14 protein-coding genes are annotated in these 23229 nt (G+C 44.8%); all 14 read left to right on the forward strand.

Annotated features, from left to right (window positions below):
* The first annotated feature begins 12 nt into the window (after window positions 1–12).
* Window positions 13–615, forward strand: coding sequence for a ribosome biogenesis GTP-binding protein YihA/YsxC (gene yihA, locus B5F18_RS06830; protein WP_087156931.1), 603 nt, complete (start codon window positions 13–15; stop codon window positions 613–615).
* 2 nt (window positions 616–617) lie between these two features.
* A complete protein-coding gene (gene ytvI / locus B5F18_RS06835) occupies window positions 618–1748 on the forward strand; it encodes a sporulation integral membrane protein YtvI (protein ID WP_087156932.1) in 1131 nt (376 codons plus the stop codon).
* 280 nt (window positions 1749–2028) lie between these two features.
* Window positions 2029–6030, forward strand: a complete 4002-nt coding sequence (locus B5F18_RS06840; protein ID WP_087156933.1) for a beta-N-acetylglucosaminidase domain-containing protein — start codon at window positions 2029–2031, stop codon at window positions 6028–6030.
* Between the two features lie 63 nt (window positions 6031–6093).
* Window positions 6094–9579, forward strand: coding sequence for a beta-N-acetylglucosaminidase domain-containing protein (locus tag B5F18_RS06845; protein ID WP_087156934.1), 3486 nt, complete (start codon window positions 6094–6096; stop codon window positions 9577–9579).
* 664 nt (window positions 9580–10243) lie between these two features.
* A complete protein-coding gene (gene uvrB, locus B5F18_RS06855; protein WP_087156935.1) occupies window positions 10244–12223 on the forward strand; it encodes an excinuclease ABC subunit UvrB in 1980 nt (659 codons plus the stop codon).
* 1 nt (window position 12224) lies between these two features.
* Entirely contained in the window at window positions 12225–15065 is a 2841-nt protein-coding gene (uvrA, locus tag B5F18_RS06860; protein ID WP_087156936.1) for an excinuclease ABC subunit UvrA, read from the forward strand.
* Between the two features lie 112 nt (window positions 15066–15177).
* The gene (locus B5F18_RS06865) at window positions 15178–16167 is read left to right on the forward strand and encodes a rod shape-determining protein (RefSeq protein ID WP_087156937.1); all 990 of its coding nucleotides are present in this window, start codon (window positions 15178–15180) and stop codon (window positions 16165–16167) included.
* A 124-nt stretch (window positions 16168–16291) separates the two neighbouring features.
* On the forward strand, window positions 16292–18511 hold the full coding sequence (gene recD2, locus B5F18_RS06870; protein ID WP_087156938.1) for an SF1B family DNA helicase RecD2: 2220 nt from the start codon (window positions 16292–16294) through the stop codon (window positions 18509–18511).
* 42 nt (window positions 18512–18553) lie between these two features.
* Entirely contained in the window at window positions 18554–19276 is a 723-nt protein-coding gene (locus tag B5F18_RS06875) for a ComF family protein (RefSeq protein WP_087156939.1), read from the forward strand.
* 41 nt (window positions 19277–19317) lie between these two features.
* On the forward strand, window positions 19318–19740 hold the full coding sequence (locus tag B5F18_RS06880; protein ID WP_143468383.1) for a DUF805 domain-containing protein: 423 nt from the start codon (window positions 19318–19320) through the stop codon (window positions 19738–19740).
* A complete protein-coding gene (locus B5F18_RS06885) occupies window positions 19737–20711 on the forward strand; it encodes a hypothetical protein (RefSeq protein WP_087156941.1) in 975 nt (324 codons plus the stop codon). Before B5F18_RS06880 ends, B5F18_RS06885 begins: the two co-directional genes overlap by 4 nt.
* A gap of 38 nt (window positions 20712–20749) precedes the next feature.
* Window positions 20750–21631, forward strand: coding sequence for a diadenylate cyclase CdaA (gene cdaA, locus B5F18_RS06890; protein ID WP_330394131.1), 882 nt, complete (start codon window positions 20750–20752; stop codon window positions 21629–21631).
* A complete protein-coding gene (locus tag B5F18_RS06895) occupies window positions 21609–22877 on the forward strand; it encodes a CdaR family protein (protein ID WP_162607556.1) in 1269 nt (422 codons plus the stop codon). The genes cdaA and B5F18_RS06895 overlap by 23 nt, the downstream gene beginning before the upstream one ends.
* Window positions 22878–22894: 17 nt before the next feature.
* On the forward strand, window positions 22895–23158 hold the full coding sequence (locus tag B5F18_RS06900) for an HPr family phosphocarrier protein (protein WP_087156943.1): 264 nt from the start codon (window positions 22895–22897) through the stop codon (window positions 23156–23158).
* Window positions 23159–23229 lie beyond the last annotated feature (71 nt).

Below are 23229 nucleotides of genomic sequence, written 5' to 3' on the forward strand. Positions count from 1 at the left end.
AAGGATGTTACAATGGTTATAAAAAATGTAAATCTGGAGACCGTATGTGGAATCACCAGCACGCTTCCAAAGAACCTGTTGCCGGAGATCGCATTTGCCGGAAAATCCAACGTAGGAAAGTCTTCTTTGATCAATGCCTTGATGAACCGTAAGGCTTACGCAAAGATTTCAGCGACTCCGGGAAAAACGCAGACGATCAATTTTTACAATATCAATCAGGAATTATATCTTGTGGATCTCCCGGGATACGGCTATGCAAGAGTCTCTGAGAGTGAAAAGATTCAGTGGGGAAAACTGATTGAGAGATATCTTCACAATTCCGGCCAGTTAAAAGTGGTATTTCTTTTGATCGATATCCGGCATGATCCATCTGCAAATGACAGAATGATGTATGATTGGATCGTGGAACAAGGGTTTTATCCGATTATTATTGCTACGAAACTGGATAAAATAAAAAGAAGCCAGGTCCAGAAACATATGAAAATGGTGCGTGAAGGGCTGGGGCTTGCGAAAGGAACAAAAATCATTCCATTTTCAGCACAGACAAAACAGGGAAGAGATGAAATCTGGGAGTTTGTGGAAAATGAACTTTTAAGTCAAACCGAGGTGGAATAAACGTGGAAAAAGAACGTCCTTATTGGAAAGTAGCTGTCAGCCTCCTTTTGAGTGTGGGGGCGACCATACTGTTTGTTGTGGCAGGGATCAAGCTGATAGGGTATTTTATGCCATTTGTCATCGGATGGCTGATCTCAGTGATTGCCCATCCCCTTGTCTGCTGGCTGGAAAAGAGGCTGAAGATCAAGAAAAAATTCGGCTCAGCCCTTGTCATTGTTCTCGTGCTGGGAGGCATCGTGCTGGCAGCATATTTTGGAATTACCAAACTGGTGCAGGAGATCGCAAATTTCTCCAACAATTTCCCGCAAATGTACTCAGAGTTAGAGCAGGGAATTCATGACATTGGAGAAAAACTGCACGGCATGATAGAGATTCTTCCGGATGCAATCCGCAAAGGAGGAAATGCAGTCCTTGCAAATATAGACGAATGGATTGGCAAGTTGATTCAGAAAATCAGCACACCTACTGTCGCTGCGGCCGGAAATGTAGCGAAGAAAATCCCTTCTCTGTTGATTGGGATCATTGTGGCGATCATGTCCGCATATTTTTTTATTGCACAGAGAGATGAGGTGATCGCGTGGTGCAATAAAGCGGCTCCGGTGTCTGTGCGCAAGAGGATGAAACTGGTGAACCAGAACCTTCACACTGCAGTCGGAGGGTATTTTAAAGCGCAGTTTAAGATCATGATCGTGGTGGCTGTCATACTTTTTGCTGGATTGAGCATTCTGCATGTCAAATATGCGATCCTTTTGGCGATCTGCATTTCGTTTATTGATATGCTGCCGGTTTTTGGGACAGGAACTATCATGATCCCGTGGTTTATCTATAAACTGCTTATAGGAGATTACAAGTATGCAGTCGGGTTGGTGGTGCTTTATGCAACGACGCAGATCGTCAGACAGGTCATACAGCCAAAGCTTGTAGGGGACAGTATGGGATTAAACCCGATCGTGACGCTGTTTTTCCTGTACATTGGTTATAAGGTAGGGAGTGTACTGGGACTTTTAGTAGCAGTACCGATAGGGATGATTCTTTTGAATATGTATCAGGCGGGAGCGTTTGACTATATCCTGGATGATGCGAAAATATTGCTGAAGGGTATTTTAAGCCTTCGGGGAGACGGCAAACAGTAACATTGATTTATAGGAAAAACGGACGATATATCCAAAAAAGTGGTATATCGTCCGTTTTGGCGTTTGAGCATAATTATATTTATTGTACAATCAAATTTTTGATAAAATTGTAATCTATAGTAAATAATAGATGAAGAAACATGATATAGTAAAACAAAAATTGGTTAATTTTTCAAAAAGATATTGATTTTTTGTTAATTCTTTTATAATATATATAAGTAAGATAAAACCTGCAAATTTGGTGGGTAGTAAAACAAAATATTTACAGGAGGACTAAGACATGGGAAAGAAAAAATGGCTTAAAAAGTCAGCAGCTACAGCTTTTGCCGTTTCTTTGGTCGTGCCTATGGCGGCAAACGCAGCCACATCATATCATACGGCTGACAATACCGGGGTATCCGCAAAGGCAGAAGAAACTGTAGAAACCGGAATTTATCCAAAGCCGCAGGAGGAAGTGCTGACATCAGACGAAGGGATGAATCTGAAAGGAAAGGTCAATGTCGTTATCCACGGCGATCAGAACCAGGCCCTGGAGGCAAAGCTTGACAGTCTGTTGGAGAAAGAAGGAATTGACTATGAAAAGACAGATGCATTGAAGGAAGATGCGGCAAACATTTTCATTACATCTGATGCAGACGACTGTGCGGTATGTGAAGGGGAAGCAGAGGCATGGATCGATGAACAGGCGCTCAAAGAAGAGCAGGGCTATGTACTCAAGACAAGCGATGATGAAAATGAAAAAGGCGAGGTTACCATCATAGGAGCAGATGAGGATGGAGCCTACTATGGTGTTGTAAGTTTGATCCAGATGATGGAGCACAAAACGGACGCAGGATTTGCAGAAGCAGAAGTGGTGGATTATCCGAGTATTAAATTGAGAGGATATGTAGAAGGTTTCTATGGATATCCTTGGTCATGGGACGCACGTCTGGGACTTATGCAGGATTCCAGCAAGTATAAAATGAATACATATATTTACGCTCCGAAAGACGATCCTTACCACAGAGCGCAGTGGAGAGAGCTGTATCCGGAAGACCAGCTAAAAGAACTTCAGAAACTGGCACAAGAGGGCAAAAAAGACAATATGAGTTTCTGCTGGAGCGTACATCCGGGCGATGGATTTAATTACGATACGGATGACGACTATAATGCCCTGATCCGCAAATTTGAACAGCTCTATGATGCCGGAGTTCGCCAGTTCGGTATTTCCTACGATGACCTTGGAGGAACTGTAAGCGGACAGCAGCATGCAGACCTGATCAACAGAGTAAACAGAGAGTTTGTGCAGAAGAAAGGCGACGTAAAACCATTGATCGTTGTAGGAACAAGGTACTGCAATGCCTGGGGACCTGACATGCAGGAGTATTTCAAACCATTCTTCGGCACTCTGGATGACGATATAGTTGTAATGTGGACAGGTGCAAACACAATGTCTGCAGTCGAAAAAGACATTTATGAATGGCCAAAAGAAGAGGTTGGAGTGACAGATAAAAATCTTGCATCATGGTGGAACTATCCGGTAAACGATTACTGTCCTGGAAACATCATGATGGCTCCGCTTGAAAATCTGTCAAACGACGTGGATAACTTAAGCGGATTCTTCTTAAACCCAATGCCTCAGGCAGAGGCGTCAAAGGTTGCAATCTTCAGCGGCGCTGACTATTCCTGGAATGTTCCACAGTTTGAGAAGATGAGCAGCTGGGAGCGCGCAGTGGAAGAACTCGTTCCGGAAGCAGCAGACGCATTCAAACGCTTTGCAGACAACAGTTCCTACATCAAAAATGGATTTGAATTTGATGAATCCAGATATCTTGTCGATGATTTGGATGCACTGACAGAAGCGCTTAAAACAGGGGAAGGCGTTGCAGAGGCAGCAGGGACATTGAAGAGTGATTTTCAAGTGATGAAAGAAGACTGTATGGCCTTGAGAAATCTGAACAACGAAGGATTAAAAGAGGAAATTGCACAGTCTGTAAATGGATATGAGGCAGTCGCAGAAGCCGGTATCGCCGGAATGGACGCATTTATCGCTGCAGAACAAGGAGATATCTCAGGATGCCTGAAAAACCTGCAGATACTTCAGGAAAACTTAGACAAAGCGGAAACCTTTACCATTGCCAGCCTGGATGGAGACGGTTCAGTGGAGAATGTGGTAAGAGTCGGAGAAAAACGTATCAAACCATTGCTCAAAGAAACCAATGATCAGGCTCAGATGGTTTTGCTGAACAAAATAAAAATACAGACTCCGGCAAAAGCAATCGGTCAGGCAGAAGGAACAGAAGTTGTGTTTAACATGGGGAACTATTCTATCAATAATGTTCAGGCTGTTCTTGCAGATGGAGAATATGCAGGATTTATGATTCCTGAAGCAAAAGTAATTTCTGAAGTTACAGTAGAGACGACAAATGCCGATCATCTGAAACTGCAGTATTCCCTGAACGGGATAGAGTGGAATGATGCCGAAACAAGTGTAGAAGGAAATGTTCTGAAAGCGACAGAACATATCAAAGGAGCATATGTCCGTGTGGTTAACAAGACGGATGAAGATGTGGAAGCGAATATTGCTAAATTCGAGATCAAACCAGTCTATAAAGCTAAGAATGTCAGAGTATCCACAGACCTTGGAGCTTATGAGAATTATGTGATCGAAAACGCCATTGACGGAGATATGAGCACAAAATTCTATTCATACTCAGGTGCGAGTGAAGGCAGTTACGTCACAGTAGATCTTGGCACTGTCATTCCGTTGTATGATACAAAAATCTGTTTTGCAGAGAATACAAAAGGACCTGGACACGAATTTGACGCATTTTATGGAACAAAGATGGAAATTTCTGAAGATGGTGTGACTTGGACACAGATTGGCGACAGCATTGCCGACGATGACTATGTACAAGAGACGATCGATGGACAGGGGACAAGCACAGCATCCTTCAATGCAGAAGGACAGCTGGCAAGATATGTGAGATTTACAGCTACAGAAACCGGCAGCAACTGGGTTCAGGTATATGAGATCTTCTACAATGAGAGTCAGGATGTATCAGGGGAATCTGAGGTAATTCTTGTGGATGGCACATTTGATTCTGGTGACGTAAGAAACTTGTATGATGGCAATTTGTCTACTGCATTTGAACCGGAGAGTGTCAAAGAAAATGACTCTTTGACTTATGCAATGACAACGTTGACAAATGTTGAAAATCTGGTTGTTGTTCAGGATACAGCAAATATCAGCAATGCGGCAGTCAGCGTAAAAACTGTTGATGGGGAATGGCGTGGAGTTGGAACTCTTGATCAGGAAGTCACAGAAATTCCGGTTAATGACAACATTTTGGATGTCAAGTTTACATTTGACGGACAGGTTGTACCAAAGATTTACGAAGTAATTCTTGCACAAAGCGAGACAAAATTTGAAGAGGTTTCCACAGCAGTTCTGCAATATGCAGTTGAACTTGCATCCACAGCAGACACGGACGGTGTGGTAACAGCTGTAAAAGAAAAATTTGATGCTGCTTTGGCAAATGCAAAGGATATCCTTGCAAAAGTAGAGGCCGGTGACAAGAGTGTTACTCAGACAATGGTTGACAATGCATGGCAGGAACTGATCAAAGTAATGCAGTATCTGTCCTTCAAACAGGGAGACAAAGCAGACCTGGAAAAAGTGATCGCATTTGCAGAGACAATGGAAACGAACATTGATGCATATATGGACGAAGGCAAACAAGCATTTACAGATGCTCTTGCAGCGGCAAGGGATGTATATGCAGATGGCAATGCAATGCAGGATGAAGTAAACACAGCATGGCAGAACCTTCTTAGCGCAATGGCAAACATGATGCTCAAACCGGACAAAGGTCTTTTGGAAGGTCTTGTAGCACAGGCAGAAGGTCTCAATGCAGCAGACTATGAGGCAGAGGGATTTGCAGTTATGCGCACAGCGCTGGCAAACGCAAAGGCAGTGCTTGCGGATGAAAAGGCAACCCAGGAGACCGTGGATGCATCTGCAGCAGAGCTTGAAAAAGCAATGGCAAAACTGACACCGGGTGAAAGCGCACAGACAGCAGGAAAAGGTGAGACAGTAGCAAATGCAGCAGGAAGTCAGAATACCACAGACAAAAAGGATACAACATCAGCAGATAAGACGAATACAACATCCACAAAAGCAAATACGGAGAAATCTGCAAAGACAGGGGATTCTACCGCTGTTCCGGCAGCAGGAATGACTGTTCTTCTCAGCGGATGTGCACTTGCACTTCTTGCCAGAAAACGCAGAAAAGAAATGTAAGAGTGATTGGGGAGATACCTTTGGGCATCTCCCCGTTTGTGGTCAACAGGAGGAAGTTATAAGATGAAAAATAAAACAGTAAAGACATTGCTGGCAGCCACCATGTCAGTGGCAATGGTAACAGGAAACGCAGCGCCTGCAGTGCAGGCACAGGGCATGGATGAAACCGGCGCAAAAGCAGCCGCTGGGGCCCAGATCGTGCCGACTCCAAAAGAGATGAGTACAGACGGACAGGAGCTGACTATGACAGAGTCCGTAAACATCGAAGGAGCTGACGCTGCGGACAAAGACGCGGTGAGAGAGCTGAAAGAATTTTTGACGGACAAAGGCATTGAAGTCAACGAGACAGCAGATGATCAGGATACGACCATTATCCTGGGAGAGGCGGACGATGAGATCGCAGCCCTTGACAAGGCAAAAGAACGCCTTGGAATGGAGGACGCGGATGCTCTTGGAGAAGAAGGCTATGTGATGGCCGTAGATTCTGAAGATTCCAACGCAGGCACGATCGCCATTGAAGGAAAGAGCGGAGACGGTACTTTCTACGGAGTTCAGACACTGAAACAGCTGGCAGAGGAAAGCGATGGAAATGTTGTAGTTGCAGATGCCGTTATCAAGGATGAGCCTACCATGTCTGTTAGGGGTACGATTGAAGGTTTCTATGGGAATCCATGGAGCCATGCAGATCGCTTAAGCCAGATTGAATTTTATGGAGACATGAAGATGAACACATACATCTATGCTCCAAAGGATGACCCATACCACAGAGAACAGTGGAGAGAGCCATATCCGGATTCTGAGATGGAAAGAATGCAGGAGCTGATCGACACTGCAAAAGAAAACAAAGTAGATTTCGTGTTCTCGCTGTCTCCTGGAATTGACATTCAGTTTGACGGAGAGAACGGGGAAAATGACTATCAGGCATTGGTTTCCAAATGCCAGTCTCTTTACGACATGGGAGTGCGCAGTTTTGCAATCTTCTTCGATGATATCTCCAACAAAGACGGCGTGAAACAGGCAGAGCTTTTAAATCGTTTTAACAAAGAATTTATTCAGGCAAAAGGTGACATCAAACCATTGATCACGGTTCCTACAGAATATGATTCCAATGCAATGGGCGTGGCAAGCACAGTAAGTCAGTACACAAAAGACTTTGCAAAAACTCTTGATTCCAGTATAAAAGTACTCTGGACAGGAAGTGCAGTTGTTCCGGAAGGCATTGATGTTGCCAATGCGCAGCAGGTAAAATCCGTTTACGGCGACAGAATGGGAATCTGGTGGAATTATCCTTGTACGGACTACATCCAGAACAAATTGGGACTTGGACCGGTTTACGGCCTTGACAAGGGATTGGAAAATGAAGTTGATTTCCTTGTGATGAACCCAATGGAACACGCAGAACTTTCCAAGATCACACTTGCAACAGGCGCAGATTATTCATGGAATACAGCGGCTTATGATTATGAAAAATCATTTGAGACCTCCATTAATGAACTGTATGGAGATTTAGCTCCATATATGTACACGTTTGCAAATCATTCTTCCCGTCTTGTTGCAGGATGGGCATCAACCGGAAGGGCAGATGCACCGGAAGTGCGCACGCTGATGGATACAATGATGAAAAAAGTTGCAAGAGGAGAAGATGCAACAGCAGAGATCGATGCTCTGAACAAAGAATTTGACAATATGATCCTTGCAGCGGATACGTTAAAAGCAGAGCTTCCTGCAGAAGAGCTTTCACACTGCAGCGGCAACCTGGACAAGCTCAAAGCGCTGGGAGAAAATGACAAAGTGGCTCTTGAGCTGTTCCTTGAGAAGAATGCAGATGACAGAGATGAAGAGAAGATCCAGAATCTGACAAATCAGCTCCAAGGAAAGCTATCTTCCCTTCAGTCAGGAAAACTGGTATCTGAGCAGACAGCTCTGGCATTTATCACAGATGTGTTGGATTACAGTATTGAACCAAGCGCAGCATTTAATGTGTCCAATACATTCGTAGCACCGGGGGAAGAAATTCAACTTACAAATGAAAGCTCTCTTTCTTCTTCTAACCTTGAGTGGTCAATGCCGGGGGCAGCCGTAGAGACAAGCACAGAGGAAAATCCGGTTATCTCCTATGAAAAAGAGGGAGTTTATACGATCAGCCTGACAGCAAAAAATAAAAACGGTGAAGACGAAATTGTGAAGACAAATCTTATCACTGTTTCCGAGGACGCAAAGAAAGAGCAGGTAAATCTTGCACTGAATAAAACAGCTACTGCCAGTGGCTATACAGCTTCAAGCGAAGCCCCAGGAAAAGCAATCGACGGAATTGTAAATACAAAATGGTGTACAACAAATTACGGCCAGCAGTGGCTGCAGATCGATTTGGGAAAAGTAAGCACCATCACAGAAATCATTATCAACCATGCTGAAAAAGGTGGAGAAGGTTCTTCCCTGAACACAGCAGCATACCATGTGGAAGTCAGTGAAAATGGAACAGATTATAAGGAAGTACTGCGTGTGGAAGGAAACACAGCAGGTCTTACAGAAGATCCGATCCCGGTTACGCTTGGAAGATATGTGAAATTGTATATTGACCAGCCGACACAGGGCGGAGACAGTGCAGCACGTATCTACGAAGTGGAAGTAAAAGGACTTGACGAGGCGATCACAATCCCTCCGGTTTATGTGGCAGAAGTATCCACAGCAGTATTGGAGTATGCACTTTCCCTTACAGAAGATGTAAGTACAGATGGCGTGCTGGAGTCCGTAGTGGAAAAATACAATGCAGCACTTGCAAACGCAAAAGATATCCTGACAAGAGTACAGGAGGGCGATGCAACTGTTACGCAGTCCATGGTTGACAATGCATGGCAGGAACTGATCAAAGCAATGCAGTATTTGTCCTTCAAGCAGGGCGACAAAACAGATCTTGAAAAAGTGATCGCACTTGCAGCGACAATGGAAACAAACATTGATGCATACCTGGACGAAGGAAAACAAGAATTTACAGATGCTCTTGCAGCGGCAAGAGATGTCTATGCAGATGGCGATGCAATGCAGGATGAAGTAAACACAGCATGGCAAAACCTGATGAGCGCTATGGCAAACATGAGACTCAAACCTGACAAAGATGCATTGAAAGGACTTGTGACACAGGCAGAAGGTCTTAATGAGGCTGATTATGAGGCAGAGGGATTTGCAGTAATGCGCACAGCATTGGCAACTGCAAAAGAAGTCCTTGCTGATGAAAACGCTACACAGGATAAGGTAGATGCATCTGCGGCAGAACTGCAAGGAGCAATTGCAAAACTGACTCCAAGCGACAGCGCAAAAGAGACAGGAAAAGGTGAGACAAATAACGGTCAGATCCTTGCAAATGCAGGAACACAGAATACTGCAGGTACAACGACAACAGACAAGAACGATACCAAGACAACTGCAGCTAAAACATCTGCACAGAAATCCGCAAAAACAGGAGATGAGACAAGTGCTCTTCCATTTGCGGCAGGAGCAGCAGCGGCAGCATTGGCAGCGCTTGCAGCGTTCAGGAGAAAAAGAGGATAGATTTCAAAAGAAATTGAAAATGAAATAAGAGATGAGAGGCACCCTGCTAGACGATAAATGGTCTGGCAGGGTGCTTTTAGATGCGCGGAGAGTGAAAAAGGGGAAGGATTATATGGGAAAAGCTAAAGTTTAAGCTTAAACAATGAGTACAAAATCGAACATTCGTTCTTTTTCGATTTTCATCCTATATACTTTTATCATTATATTTGCTATAATATGCAAAAAGAGCAGAACAAGATACATGCAAAGAAGATTGCTATGCTTGTATGAGCAGTCTGGGGTGAAAGTATATCTTGTGAGTAAAACGATCACGGAAAGAGGTAAGTTTTCGTTATAAATCATTTACGTGTAGTCAATAAGCACCAAAAATTGTTAGGATATGTTCCCAGGTATTATTCTCAGGCTTTTGTTAAGTTTATTGAGGAAAATAGAGTATGAAATATGTCATGTCGCGAATGTTTCAAAAGAGAATTGTTGCGGTGAATGTATTGGTGTAGTAATAATAATTACAGGATTAAAGAAATAATCAATTTTCATTTGTGATATGGTTGTTTGATTTCTTTAGGTACAGAATGAATTCGAATGTTTGTTCTGTACTTTCTTTTTATACTTTGCTATAATAGCGGAAGAGAATGAAAATACTAGATTCGTAAAGGAGATTTCTATGGATCATTTTGAATTAGTATCAGAATACAAGCCAACCGGTGACCAGCCTCAGGCAATTGAAACTCTTGTCAAGGGCTTTAAAGAGGGCAACCAGTGCCAGACTCTTCTTGGTGTCACCGGTTCGGGTAAGACGTTTACGATGGCGAATGTCATTGCACAACTGAATAAACCAACGCTGATCATCGCCCATAACAAAACCCTTGCGGCTCAGCTCTACGGCGAGTTCAAGGAATTTTTCCCAAACAACGCAGTGGAATATTTCGTCTCCTACTACGACTACTACCAGCCGGAAGCCTACGTCCCGTCCACGGACACCTACATTGCGAAAGATTCCTCCATCAATGACGAGATTGACAAGTTGCGCTTGTCCGCGACCGCATCCTTAAGTGAGCGGCGGGATGTCATTGTGGTGTCCAGCGTGTCCTGTATCTATGGGCTGGGCAGCCCGGAGGATTATCTGAATATGATGATTCCGTTAAGACCGGGGATGGAAAAAGACAGGGACGAGCTCTTAAAAGAGCTGACGGATATTCAGTATACAAGAAACGATATGGATTTCCACCGAGGAACATTCCGGGTAAGAGGAGATGTTGTGGAAATCATCCCGGCGCAGGAGAGCGACCTTGCGGTAAGGGTAGAGTTTTTTGGGGATGAAATTGACAGGATCACGGAGATTGATATACTCACAGGCGAGATGAAGTCGGAAGTGAAGTTTGTAGCCATTGCTCCGGCATCCCACTACGTTGTACCGATGGAGAAAATAAAGGCAGCGGCGGTAGAAATCGAAAAAGAACTGGACGAGAGAGTTGCCTATTTTAAACGGGAAGGAAAACTTTTGGAGGCGCAGAGGATCGCCGAGAGGACAAACTTTGATGTGGAAATGTTAAAAGAGACGGGATTTTGCTCCGGAATCGAGAACTACTCCAGGCATTTGTCCGGCCTGCAGCCAGGCCAGCCGCCGTACACACTGATGGATTTTTTTAAGGATGATTTCCTTATTATAATAGACGAGTCCCACAAGACCATTCCGCAGATCGGGGGGATGTACGCGGGGGACCAGTCCAGAAAATCCACGCTTGTGGACTATGGTTTCCGTCTTCCTTCTGCAAAGGACAACCGTCCTTTAAGTTTCCAGGAATTTGAGGAGCGGATTGACCAGATCATGTTCGTGTCCGCTACGCCGGGAAAATACGAGGAAGATCATGAACTTTTAAGGGCAGAGCAGGTGATTCGCCCGACAGGACTTTTGGATCCGGAAATCGAGGTCCGTCCTGTGGAGGGACAGATTGATGATCTGGTAGGAGAAGTATACAAAGAGATTGAAAAGAAAAATAAGGTTCTGATCACAACACTGACAAAACGCATGGCAGAGGATCTGACAGATTATATGAGGGAGCTTGGAATCCGTGTGAAATATCTGCACTCGGATATTGACACATTGGAGAGGACAGAGATCATCAGGGATATGCGTCTGGATGTATTTGATGTGCTGGTTGGGATCAATCTTTTGAGAGAAGGTCTGGATATCCCCGAGATCACACTTGTGGCTATTTTGGATGCGGATAAGGAAGGTTTCCTTCGTTCTGAGACATCGCTGATCCAGACGATCGGACGTGCGGCAAGGAACTCGGAAGGACATGTGATCATGTACGCGGACACAGTGACAGATTCCATGCGTCTGGCGATTGAGGAGACAAAGAGAAGACGTGCGATTCAGATGAAATACAATGAGGAGCATGGAATCACACCAAAGACAATCCAAAAATCCGTCCGCGATGCCATCACTATTTTCAAGAAAGTGGCGTCCGAGGAGATGCGCATGGAAAAAGATCCGGAGTCCATGAGCCCGAAAGAGCTTGAAAAATTGATCAAAGACGTGGAAAAACAGATGAAGAAGGCAGCAGCAGAGCTGAACTTTGAGGCAGCGGCAGAGCTGAGAGATAAATTAATTGAATTGAAACAGAGGTTGAAAGAATAAAATGGCAAATGCAGTTAGACAATATATAAAGATACGAGGCGCAAATGAGCACAATCTGAAAAATATAGATATTGACATTCCAAGAGATGAGCTTGTTGTTCTGACAGGACTCAGCGGTTCAGGAAAATCTTCTCTGGCGTTCGATACCATCTATGCGGAAGGACAGCGCAGATATATGGAGTCGTTGTCTTCCTACGCAAGACAGTTTTTAGGGCAGATGGAGAAACCAAATGTGGAGAGCATCGAAGGGCTCTCCCCTGCCATCTCCATTGACCAGAAGTCTACAAACCGGAACCCGAGATCCACGGTGGGGACAGTGACGGAGATTTATGACTATTTCCGTCTTTTGTACGCTCGGGTGGGAATTCCGCACTGCCCAAAATGCGGCAAGGAGATACGCAAGCAGACAGTGGATGAGATGGTGGACCAGATCATGAGGCTGCCAAAGTCAACAAAGATTCAGGTGCTGGCTCCGGTTGTAAGGGGGCGTAAGGGCACACATGCAAAATTGCTTGAGAGAGCAAAGAAAAGCGGATATGTACGTGTGAGAGTGGACGGCAGCCTGTATGAGCTTTCGGAGACGATTGAGCTTGATAAAAATATTAAGCACAATATCGAGATTGTGGTGGACCGTCTGGTCATCAAAGAGGGAATTGAAAAGAGGCTGACAGATTCCATTGAGAATGTATTAAGTCTTGCGGAAGGTCTTTTGGTCGTGGACGTGATCGGGCAGGAACCGATGAATTTCAGCCAAAGTTTTTCCTGTCCGGACTGCGGCATCAGTATTGATGAGATTGAACCGAGAAGTTTTTCCTTCAACAATCCGTTTGGAGCCTGCCCGGTCTGCTATGGGCTTGGGTATAAAATGGAATTCGATGTGGAGCTGATGATACCGGATCCTTCTCTCAGCATTGATGAGGGGGCTATTGTGGTACTTGGATGGCAGTCCTGTACAGACAAGGGCAGTTATACAAGAGCGATTTTGGATGCACTGGCAAAGGAGTATGACTTCCGGCTCGATGTACCATTTGAGAGTTACCCGGAAAAGGTAAAAAATATTCTTTTGCACGGGACGGATGGAAAGACTGTGAAAGTTTATTATAAAGGACAGCGTGGGGAAGGAATCTATGATATAGCTTTTGAGGGGCTTATCAAAAACGTGGAGAGACGATATCGAGAAACCGGATCAGAAACGACAAAAGCAGAATATGAAAGTTTTATGAGGATCACCCCTTGTCATGAATGTAAAGGACAAAGGCTGAAGAAAAGTGCGCTGGCGGTCACAGTTGGAGATAAAAATATTTATGAAGTGACATCCATGTCCATTGAAAAGTTGAGAAATTTCCTGGAAGAACTGAAACTTTCCAACACACAGATGATGATAGGCGGACAGATTTTAAAAGAGATCAAGGCAAGAACCCAGTTTCTCATTGATGTGGGGCTTGATTACCTGACACTTGCAAGGGCAACAGGTACGCTCTCCGGCGGGGAGGCGCAGAGGATCCGTCTGGCCACACAGATTGGTTCCGGCCTTGTGGGAGTGGCGTATATTTTGGATGAACCGAGTATCGGCCTCCACCAGAGGGATAACGATAAGCTTCTGCGCACATTAAAACATTTGCGGGATTTGGGAAATACGCTGATCGTGGTGGAACACGATGAGGATACCATGATGGAGGCAGACTGTATTGTGGATATCGGGCCTGGAGCAGGAGAACACGGAGGAGAAGTTGTGGCGGTCGGAACAGCGAAAGAGATCATGGAGAATGAAAACTCTGTCACCGGCGCATACTTAAGCGGACGGATAAAAATACCGGTCCCTGAATTTCGTGCAGAGCCAAAAGGCTGGCTGAAAGTGGTAGGAGCTGCGGAGAATAATTTAAAGAATATTGATGTCAAGTTTCCTCTTGGCGTGATGACCTGTGTGACCGGGGTGTCCGGTTCCGGAAAGAGTTCCCTTGTCAATGAGATTCTCTACAAAAAGCTTGCCAAGGTGCTGAATCGGGCAAGGACCATACCGGGGAAACACAAAAGGATTGAAGGGCTGGACCAGGTGGATAAGGTCATTGACATTGACCAGTCTCCAATCGGGAGAACTCCCCGCTCTAACCCGGCGACATACACCGGGGTGTTTGATTTGATCCGGGATCTGTTCGCAGCGACAGCGGATGCCAAGGCGAGGGGATATAAAAAAGGAAGATTCAGTTTCAATGTCAAGGGAGGAAGATGTGAAGCATGCAGCGGAGATGGAATCATAAAGATAGAGATGCATTTTCTTCCGGACGTGTATGTGCCGTGTGAAGTGTGCCAGGGAAAACGGTACAACAGGGAGACATTGGAAGTAAAATATAAAGGAAAGAGCATTTATGATGTGCTCAACATGACAGTGGAGGAGGCAATGGAGTTTTTTGAAAATGTTCCAAGTATCAGAAGGAAGATGGAGACGCTCAATGATGTGGGATTGTCTTATATCCGTCTTGGACAGCCTTCCACCACACTTTCAGGGGGGGAGGCACAGAGGATCAAACTGGCAACAGAGCTGAGCAAACGGAGTACGGGAAAGACGGTATATATTCTCGATGAGCCAACTACAGGGCTGCATTTTGCGGATGTGCACAAGCTGACAGAGATTTTGCGCAGATTGTCCGCTGACGGAAATACCGTCATTGTCATTGAGCACAATCTTGATGTTATAAAAACAGCAGATTATATTATCGACATTGGCCCGGAAGGGGGCGACGGAGGCGGTACCGTGGTGGCCGTTGGAACTCCGGAAGAAATTGCGGCCAATCCAGCGTCCTATACAGGCAAATATATTGATACAATCCTTAAGAAAAACTAAAATAAAAAAAAGTGCTTTCCATTTATCGGAATTTTTATTATAATGATACATGCGTAATTATGGGACAACTAAAAGGTATGAAATAGATAAGATAAATGAAAGGGGTATTTAAATGTCAGTGGATATCGGAATCGACTTGGGGACGGCGAGCGTTCTTGTATACGTAAAAGGAAAGGGAGTTGTGCTCAAAGAGCCATCTGTTGTGGCTTTTGACAGAGATACAAATGCTATTAAGGCAATCGGGGAAGAGGCAAGACTTATGCTGGGGAGAACACCTGGAAATATTGTGGCAGTCAGACCGCTGAGAAAGGGAGTAATCTCTGACTATACAGTGACAGAAAAAATGATCAAATATTTCGTGCAAAAAGCGCTTGGAAAAAGAACATTCAAAAAACCCCGCATCAGTGTATGCGTTCCAAGCGGAGTGACGGAAGTGGAGAAAAAAGCAGTCGAGGAGGCAACTTTTGCAGCAGGCGCAAGAGAAGTCAATCTGATCGAAGAGCCGGTGGCAGCGGCGATCGGTGCAGGAATCGATATTTCAAAGGCGTGCGGAAACATGATCGTAGATATCGGAGGCGGAACTTCAGATATTGCGGTTATCTCCCTTGGAGGTACAGTGGTAAATACATCCCTGAAACTTGCCGGAGATGATTTCGATGAAGCAATTGTCCGCTACATGAGAAAGAAACACAATCTTCTGATCGGAGAGAGGACTGCGGAGGATATCAAGATTAAGATCGGGACAACCTATCCACTTGTGGAGGAAGAGTCGATGGAAGTAAGAGGAAGAAATCTGGTGACAGGACTTCCAAAAACTGTGACAGTCACTTCTTCTGAGACAGAGGAAGCATTGCGCGAACCGGCAGGACAGATTGTCGAAGCAGTAATTTCTGTGCTGGAGAGAACACCGCCGGAATTGTCTGCAGATATTCTTGACAGAGGAATCGTACTCACGGGAGGAGGCTCCCTCCTTCGAGGATTGGAAGAGCTCGTAGAAGAGAAGACGGGTATCAACACTATGACTGCGGAAGACCCGATGCAGGTAGTGGCGATCGGAACCGGTCAGTTCGTAGAGTTCATGAGTGAAAAGAAAGAGCTTTAATAGAGGGAAAGATACCATTGGGACCACAGGAGGGCGTTGCAGAGTTGAACATTTGCTGCTCCCTCTTTTTTATTTGCAGAGCCGGCATTGACGGGGCTGTACAGATGAGCGGAAGGGAGTTACTATGGAAGTAGTTAAAGGGTATGTCGAGCACATCGTATTTCGAAACGAAGAAAACGGATACACAGTCTTTAATATAGAAAATGAAAACGGGGAGCTGACATGTGTGGGTGTGTTCCCCTATATCAGCGAGGGCGAGATGCTGGAGATGACCGGCGATTATACAGAACATGCAATTTACGGACAGCAGTTTAAAGTGAAATCCCATGAAATTAAGGAGGCTGAAGATATTGTCTCCATGGAAAGATATCTTGGATCCGGGGCGATTTCCGGAGTGGGAGCTGCGCTTGCAGGAAGAATCGTAAGGAAATTTAAAGAGGAGACTTTCCGCATTATCGAGGAGGAACCGGAAAGACTTGCAGAGGTCAAAGGAATCAGTGAAAGAAAGGCAAGGGAAATCGCAGAGCAGATGGAAGGGAAAAAAGACATGCGCAAAGCCATGATCTTTCTTCAGAAATATGGGGTTTCCGTTAATCTTGCGGCAAAGATTTATCAGCATTACGGGCAAAATGTATACCGTGTGCTTGAGGAGAATCCCTATCAGCTTGCAGATACGATTCAGGGAGTGGGATTTAAAACTGCGGATGAGATTGCAGAAAAAATTGGGATCAGACAGGATTCTGATTTTAGGATTCAGAGCGGAATTTTTTATACACTGCTGCAGAGCGTGGCAGAAGGAAACATTTATTTGCCAAAGGAAGAACTCCTGGAAAAAGCAGGGGAGCTTTTGAGAACTGGAATCGAGAACATTGAGAAATATTTGATGGACCTTTCCATGGAAAGGAAGATTGTGGTCAAGGACAATGATGGAAGAACATGTATTTATCCTGCCTTGTATTATTATATGGAATTAAATACGGCAAAGATGCTCCATGACCTTGACGGAGAGTGTGATGTTGCGGATGTTGTGATTGAAAGCAGGATGAAAAAAGTGGAAGAGAATGCGGGGCTTTTTCTGGATGAAAAACAGAGAGCCGCAGTGGTGGAGGCAGTGCGTCATGGAGTTTTCATTCTGACCGGGGGACCTGGCACAGGAAAGACAACGACCATTAATGCCATGATTCGGTATTTTGAGAGTGAAGGGATGGATTTTCTGCTCGCAGCTCCGACAGGAAGGGCTGCAAAAAGGATGAGCGAGACAACAGGTTATGAGTCACAGACTATCCACCGGCTTTTGGAAGTGAATGGGAACCCTGAGGAAGAAGGGGCCGGCAGCGCATTTATGCGAAATGAGGAAAATCCTCTGGAGGCAGATGTCATTATCATTGATGAAATGTCTATGGTTGATCTGCCTCTTCTGCACGCACTTCTAAAGGCAGTCAGCGTGGGCACAAGACTGATCCTGGTGGGTGACAAAAACCAGCTGCCCTCTGTGGGGCCGGGAAGCGTGCTGAAGGATATGATAGAATCCGGATGCTTTTCTATGATGGAGCTGACAAAGATTTTCAGACAGGCCAGTGAGAGCGATATCGTCATGAATGCACATCGTATCAATGAAGGAAAACCGCTCATTATGGATAATAAAAGCAACGATTTCTTTTTTCTGAAACGAATGGATGCCAATACAGTGATCGCAGTGACGCTGGCACTTGTACAAAAGAAACTCCCCAAATATGTGGAGGCGGATGCTTTCGATATTCAGGTCATGGTTCCTATGCGTAAAGGGGCTCTTGGAGTGGAACGATTGAATGTGATCCTTCAGCAGTATCTCAATCCTCCTGCAAAGAACAAGGAGGAGAAGGAGTATGGGGACAGAATTTTTCGGGTGGGCGATAAAGTGATGCAGATTAAGAATAATTATCAGTTGGAATGGGAGATTTCTACCAAATATGGTCTTGTCATTGACAAAGGGCTTGGGGTGTTCAATGGTGATATGGGAGTCATCACGGAAATCCACAATAAATCGGAAACGTTGACTGTGGAGTACGACGAGAAAAAGAAGGTAGAGTATACATTTAAAATGCTCGATGAACTGGAACACGCGTATGCGATCACTATACATAAAGCCCAGGGGAGTGAATATCCGGCAGTGGTAATGCCAATTCTGACAGGCCCGCGCCAGCTGCTGCACAGAAATTTGCTGTACACAGCAGTGACCAGGGCGAAGAAATGTGTGACTTTGGTTGGCGATGACATGATGATTCAGAGGATGATCCAAAATGTAAATGAGCAGAAAAGATATACGAGCCTGGCCGAAAGGATCCGTGAATTCAAAACCGTATAATGAAAGAGATAAATTTGATGTGCCAAATAAGTTGCTTGAAAAATGTTAAAGATATTTAAGAAATTATTTAGTTTACTATCGGAGCTGCTATATCCATGGAAATGCCCGTTTTGCAGAAGGCCTTCCAATAAATGGATCTGCGATTCCTGCAGGAAAAAGCTGGTGGAAGTAAAAGAGCCCAAATGTGTAAAATGCGGAAAGCCTGTCAGGAAAAAGGAACAGGAGTACTGTACTGCCTGCAAAAATCCAAAGGAACTGCCGTACGAAAGAGGAATCAGCTTGTGGGTGCACAAGCCTCCTGTCAGCGAATCCATTTATCGGTTTAAATATCACAACTGTCGTCTTTATGCGGATGCCTATGCAAAAGAGTGCGCCCGACGTTTCAAAGGACAGATAAAAAAGTGGAATATCCAGCTGATCGTCCCGGTACCTATGTACGACAAAAAGAGGCGCAGGAGAGGATACAATCAGGCACAGGTATTGGCAGAAAAATTGGGTGAAGAGCTCACAATTCCGGTGGACAGTGAAAGCGTCGCCCGTGTTCTTCCGACAACTCCTCAAAAGTTAAAAGGCAGGCAGGACAGAAGAAAAAATTTAAAGGATGCATTTCGAATGAAAAAAGTGTTGAACGGCATCGAAAATGTTCTGGTCGTGGACGACATTTATACAACAGGTGCCACAGTGGAAAAAGTGGCAGAGTGTTTGAAAAAAGCAGGAGCGAAACACATCTGGTTTTTTACGATAAGTATTGGACAAGATTTCTGAAAATATGTTATACTAAAATGAATATTTATTGGGATAATGAAATGTCAAGTGAGGTGTCGGGAATGCTGGATGAAAAACGTGTCGTGCTCATGACTAAGATGGCAATGTACGAGGAAAATAATAAAGGAAAAGAGGATATCCGGGTCAGCACTTATTTCAGAAAGGATTATTCTTCCAAGAATCTTCTCTGGAGTTTTATATGGTTCACGGTAGGATATATATTACTTGGCCTTCTTGTGGGAATATCGTTCTCAGAGGCACTGATGAATGGTGGAAACATCATGGTGCTGATTTTGAGCGGAATCATCGCAATCTTTGTGTACATAGCCGGTCTCATCGGTACTCTCGTCTATACTTACCGGAGATGCAAAAAAAGGCACAGTGACGCAAGGCAGAGGGTGAAAATATACAACAGGGACCTTGTTACACTGTTGAAAATGTACGAAAAGGAGAGCAAATCATGAGTAAGGTGTTTGAGTTTCGGGAGTATCTAAAAAGAGTCTACGGCCTGTATTCGAAATATATTGACAAGGGGTTCCAGTTTGTTTTCGGGCTTGCCGTGTTTATGATTTTGAACAATGAAATTGGGTTTGTGGAGCTGGCTGCACGGCCGTTGGTTGCTCTTGTGCTGGCGGTTGTCTGTACATTCCTTCCCATGTCCGCGATCGCAGTAGCAGCAGGGCTTATGATGGTTGTGCAGATGATGGGGGTTTCCATAGGCATAGCGATGGTAGTGGCTGCTATATTGGTTGTAATGACAGCATTTTACCTTCGGTTTTCACCAAAAACATCCCTTGTGATCCTGCTCGTGCCTATAGCATTTATTTTAAAAATACCGTATGCAGTGCCGATCATATGCGGGCTTGTGGGGAGTCCTGCCTATATTGTCCCGATCCTGTGCGGAACTTTGATCTACTATATGATGAACTACATTGCGGCCGGCATTACGGTCGTGAAAGGTGCGGACGGAATGCTGGGGCAGGTCACGGTGTTTATGGAGAAAGTATTTCAGGACAGGGGAATGTGGATAGTGGCGGCAGCGTTTACTCTCTGTATTCTGCTTGTATACACTGTAAGAAAACAGGCATTTGACCATGCGTGGGAGACAGCGATCGTATCAGGTGCTATCATCAATATCATAGTGATTGTTGTGGGAGATATTGCATTTGATGTTACAACCTCTTATTTTCCAATGGTGGCAGGCAGCATCGTTTCTGTACTGCTGGCCCTGATCATACAGCTGTTTGTTTTTTCTGTGGATTACAGCAGAAGTGAATACCTGCAGTTTGAGGATGATGAATACTGTTATTACGTGAAAGCAGTGCCTAAAATTTCTGTTCCGGTATCAAGAAAGACTGTAAAAAAAATCAACGTCCGTCAGGATGACGAGACAGGGGAAGTTGAAATCGTACGGGACGAGACAGGGGAGAAATAAAGTACAGATTAGGGAGAATAATTAAGGAGGTGGTTACGATGTGGCATAATATGATAGATGAAATTAAGGAAGGACTTTGGGGGCTTTCCATTCCGACTATCCGGATAACGGATATCATAGAGATTTTCATCATTGCAGTGATCGTCTATAAGATACTGGTATGGATAAAGAATACAAAGGCCTGGATGTTATTAAAAGGGATCATTGCATTGGCAGTTTTTATTTTGATAGCAGCGCTATTTAAGATGAACACGATTTTATGGATTGCTGAGAATTCTATCAGCGTGCTTGCCATCGCTGCCGTTGTGGTTTTTCAGCCGGAACTTAGAAGAGCGCTGGAAAAATTGGGAGAGCAGAATCTGATCTCCAATATTATTCCGTTTGGACAGCAAAAGGAGTCGGAGCGCTTTGGAAATGAGACCATTGATGCAATTGTGTCTGCGTGCTATTCCATGGGCAAGGTGAAAACGGGGGCGCTTATTGTGGTGGAGCAGGCGATCATGCTCACCGAATACGAGACAACAGGCATCCAATTGGATGCCAAAGTGTCCAGCCAGCTTTTGATCAATATCTTTGAACACAATACACCACTGCACGATGGTGCAGTCATTATCAGAGGAGACAGGGTGGTTGCTGCCACATGTTACTTACCTCTGTCTGAAAATATGTCTCTTAGCAAAGCGCTCGGAACAAGGCACAGGGCAGCAGTGGGCATGAGTGAAGTGAGCGATGCTCTTGTTATTGTGGTTTCCGAGGAGACGGGAAAAGTGTCCACAGCATTTGGGGGAAGACTTGTGACAGATGTAACTCCGGAGTATCTGACGGAAAGATTGATCAATGTACAGAACAAGACAGTGGACACAAAACGTTTTGTTTTATGGAAAGGAAGACAAAGACATGGGCAAAAGCATGAAAGATAAGCTGATAGATAATTTAGGGCTGAAAGTCATTGCTCTTCTTTTCGCGGTTGTGCTGTGGTTGCTTGTGGTCAATATCAACGACCCGATCGAGAGCAGGACATTCAGCAATATCAAAGTAAATGTACTGCATGAGGAGATTATTGAAAATCAGGCAAAGACATGGCAGGTGCTCGATAATACAGACAGCGTGACTGTCGTTGTAAGAGGGAAACGCTCCATTTTGGAGAGAATGAGAACGGAAGATATTTCTGCGTCCGCGGACATCAAAGAGCTGATGTTGGAAAACATGGTTCCCATCGAAGTCACAGTGAGGGGATTTGAAGGCGAGTATCGGGAAGCATATGCGTCTCCGAAAAATATGCAGATAAAAATAGAGAACAGCAAAAAAGCGGAGTTTCCGATCACAGTGGTTACAACCGGAGAAGTTCAGGAAGGGTATGCACTTGGTTCCACAGAAGCCAGTCCGAAGATGATTTCCGTTGCAGGACCGCAGTCATTGGTCGGAAGAATTGAGAGAGCTGTGGCAAGAGTAGATGTGAGCGGCCTTGCGGAGGATACGACTTTGGATGCAACGCTCATCTTGTATGATGCAGCGGGAAATGAGATCAATCAGGATCTGCTGTCCAACACGATCGGCGTGGAAGGTTTGAAAGTGAAAGTGAGTCTTCTCAAGACAGCACTCATTCCATTGGAATTTGATGATTCCAAAATCCGCGTCTCAAAAGGGCACGTATATACGAAACTGGAATGTGAGCCTGACTCCGTGGAAGTTGTAGGAGAGGAAAGCGACCTGGAAAATCTCTCCAGTATTGAGATTCCGGCGGGAGCCCTTGATGTAGGAGAAATTTCGGAAAAGACAGAGGTTCCTGTTGACATCACCCCGTACCTCCCGGAAGAGATCAAGCTTGCAGACGAGAATGCGAATATTGTGGTGGTGACAATCCTGGTTGACAAAGTAAATGCAAAAATCATCAATCTTCCTGTGGAGTCCATTGTAAGGGACAATGCGCCGGAAGGATTTAAAGTAGAGTACGGCGATACAAAGGAGATTGCGCTTGCTTTTACGAGTGAGGACCAGTCCCGACTGAATGAGCTGACAGTGGATGACCTGAAAGATAAAGTGCGGGTTGATTTGCGGGGAATTACCCAGGAAGGAACCTATACGCTCAAATTGCAGGTGACCCCTCCGGAAGGATGTGAGCTGGAAGAAGAAGCAGAAGTAACGCTTACACTGACCAAAAGGTAGAGAAAGGATAGGGCATTATGGTTAGCCAGAAAGTAAAGATTACAAATACAACAGGACTTCATCTGCGCCCGGCAGGATTGTTCTGCAAAACAGCTGTGGAATATCAAAGCAATATTACTTTCCGGGTGCGCAACACGATTGCGAACGCAAAAAGCGTGCTGAGCGTTTTGGGAGCCTGTGTGAAGTGCGGAGATGAGTTGGAGATATTCTGTGATGGCGTGGACGAGGAGGAAGCGCTGCGCGGGATGGTGGAAATCATTGAGAGTGGTTTGGGAGAATAGATGCCGGGAAAAAGTCTCTGGACATCTTCTAAATTATGAGATATGATGATTAAGTTTGAGATAAAAAATAA

Source organism: Lachnoclostridium sp. An181 (assembly GCF_002160325.1).
Taxonomy (GTDB): Bacteria; Bacillota; Clostridia; order Lachnospirales; family Lachnospiraceae; genus An181.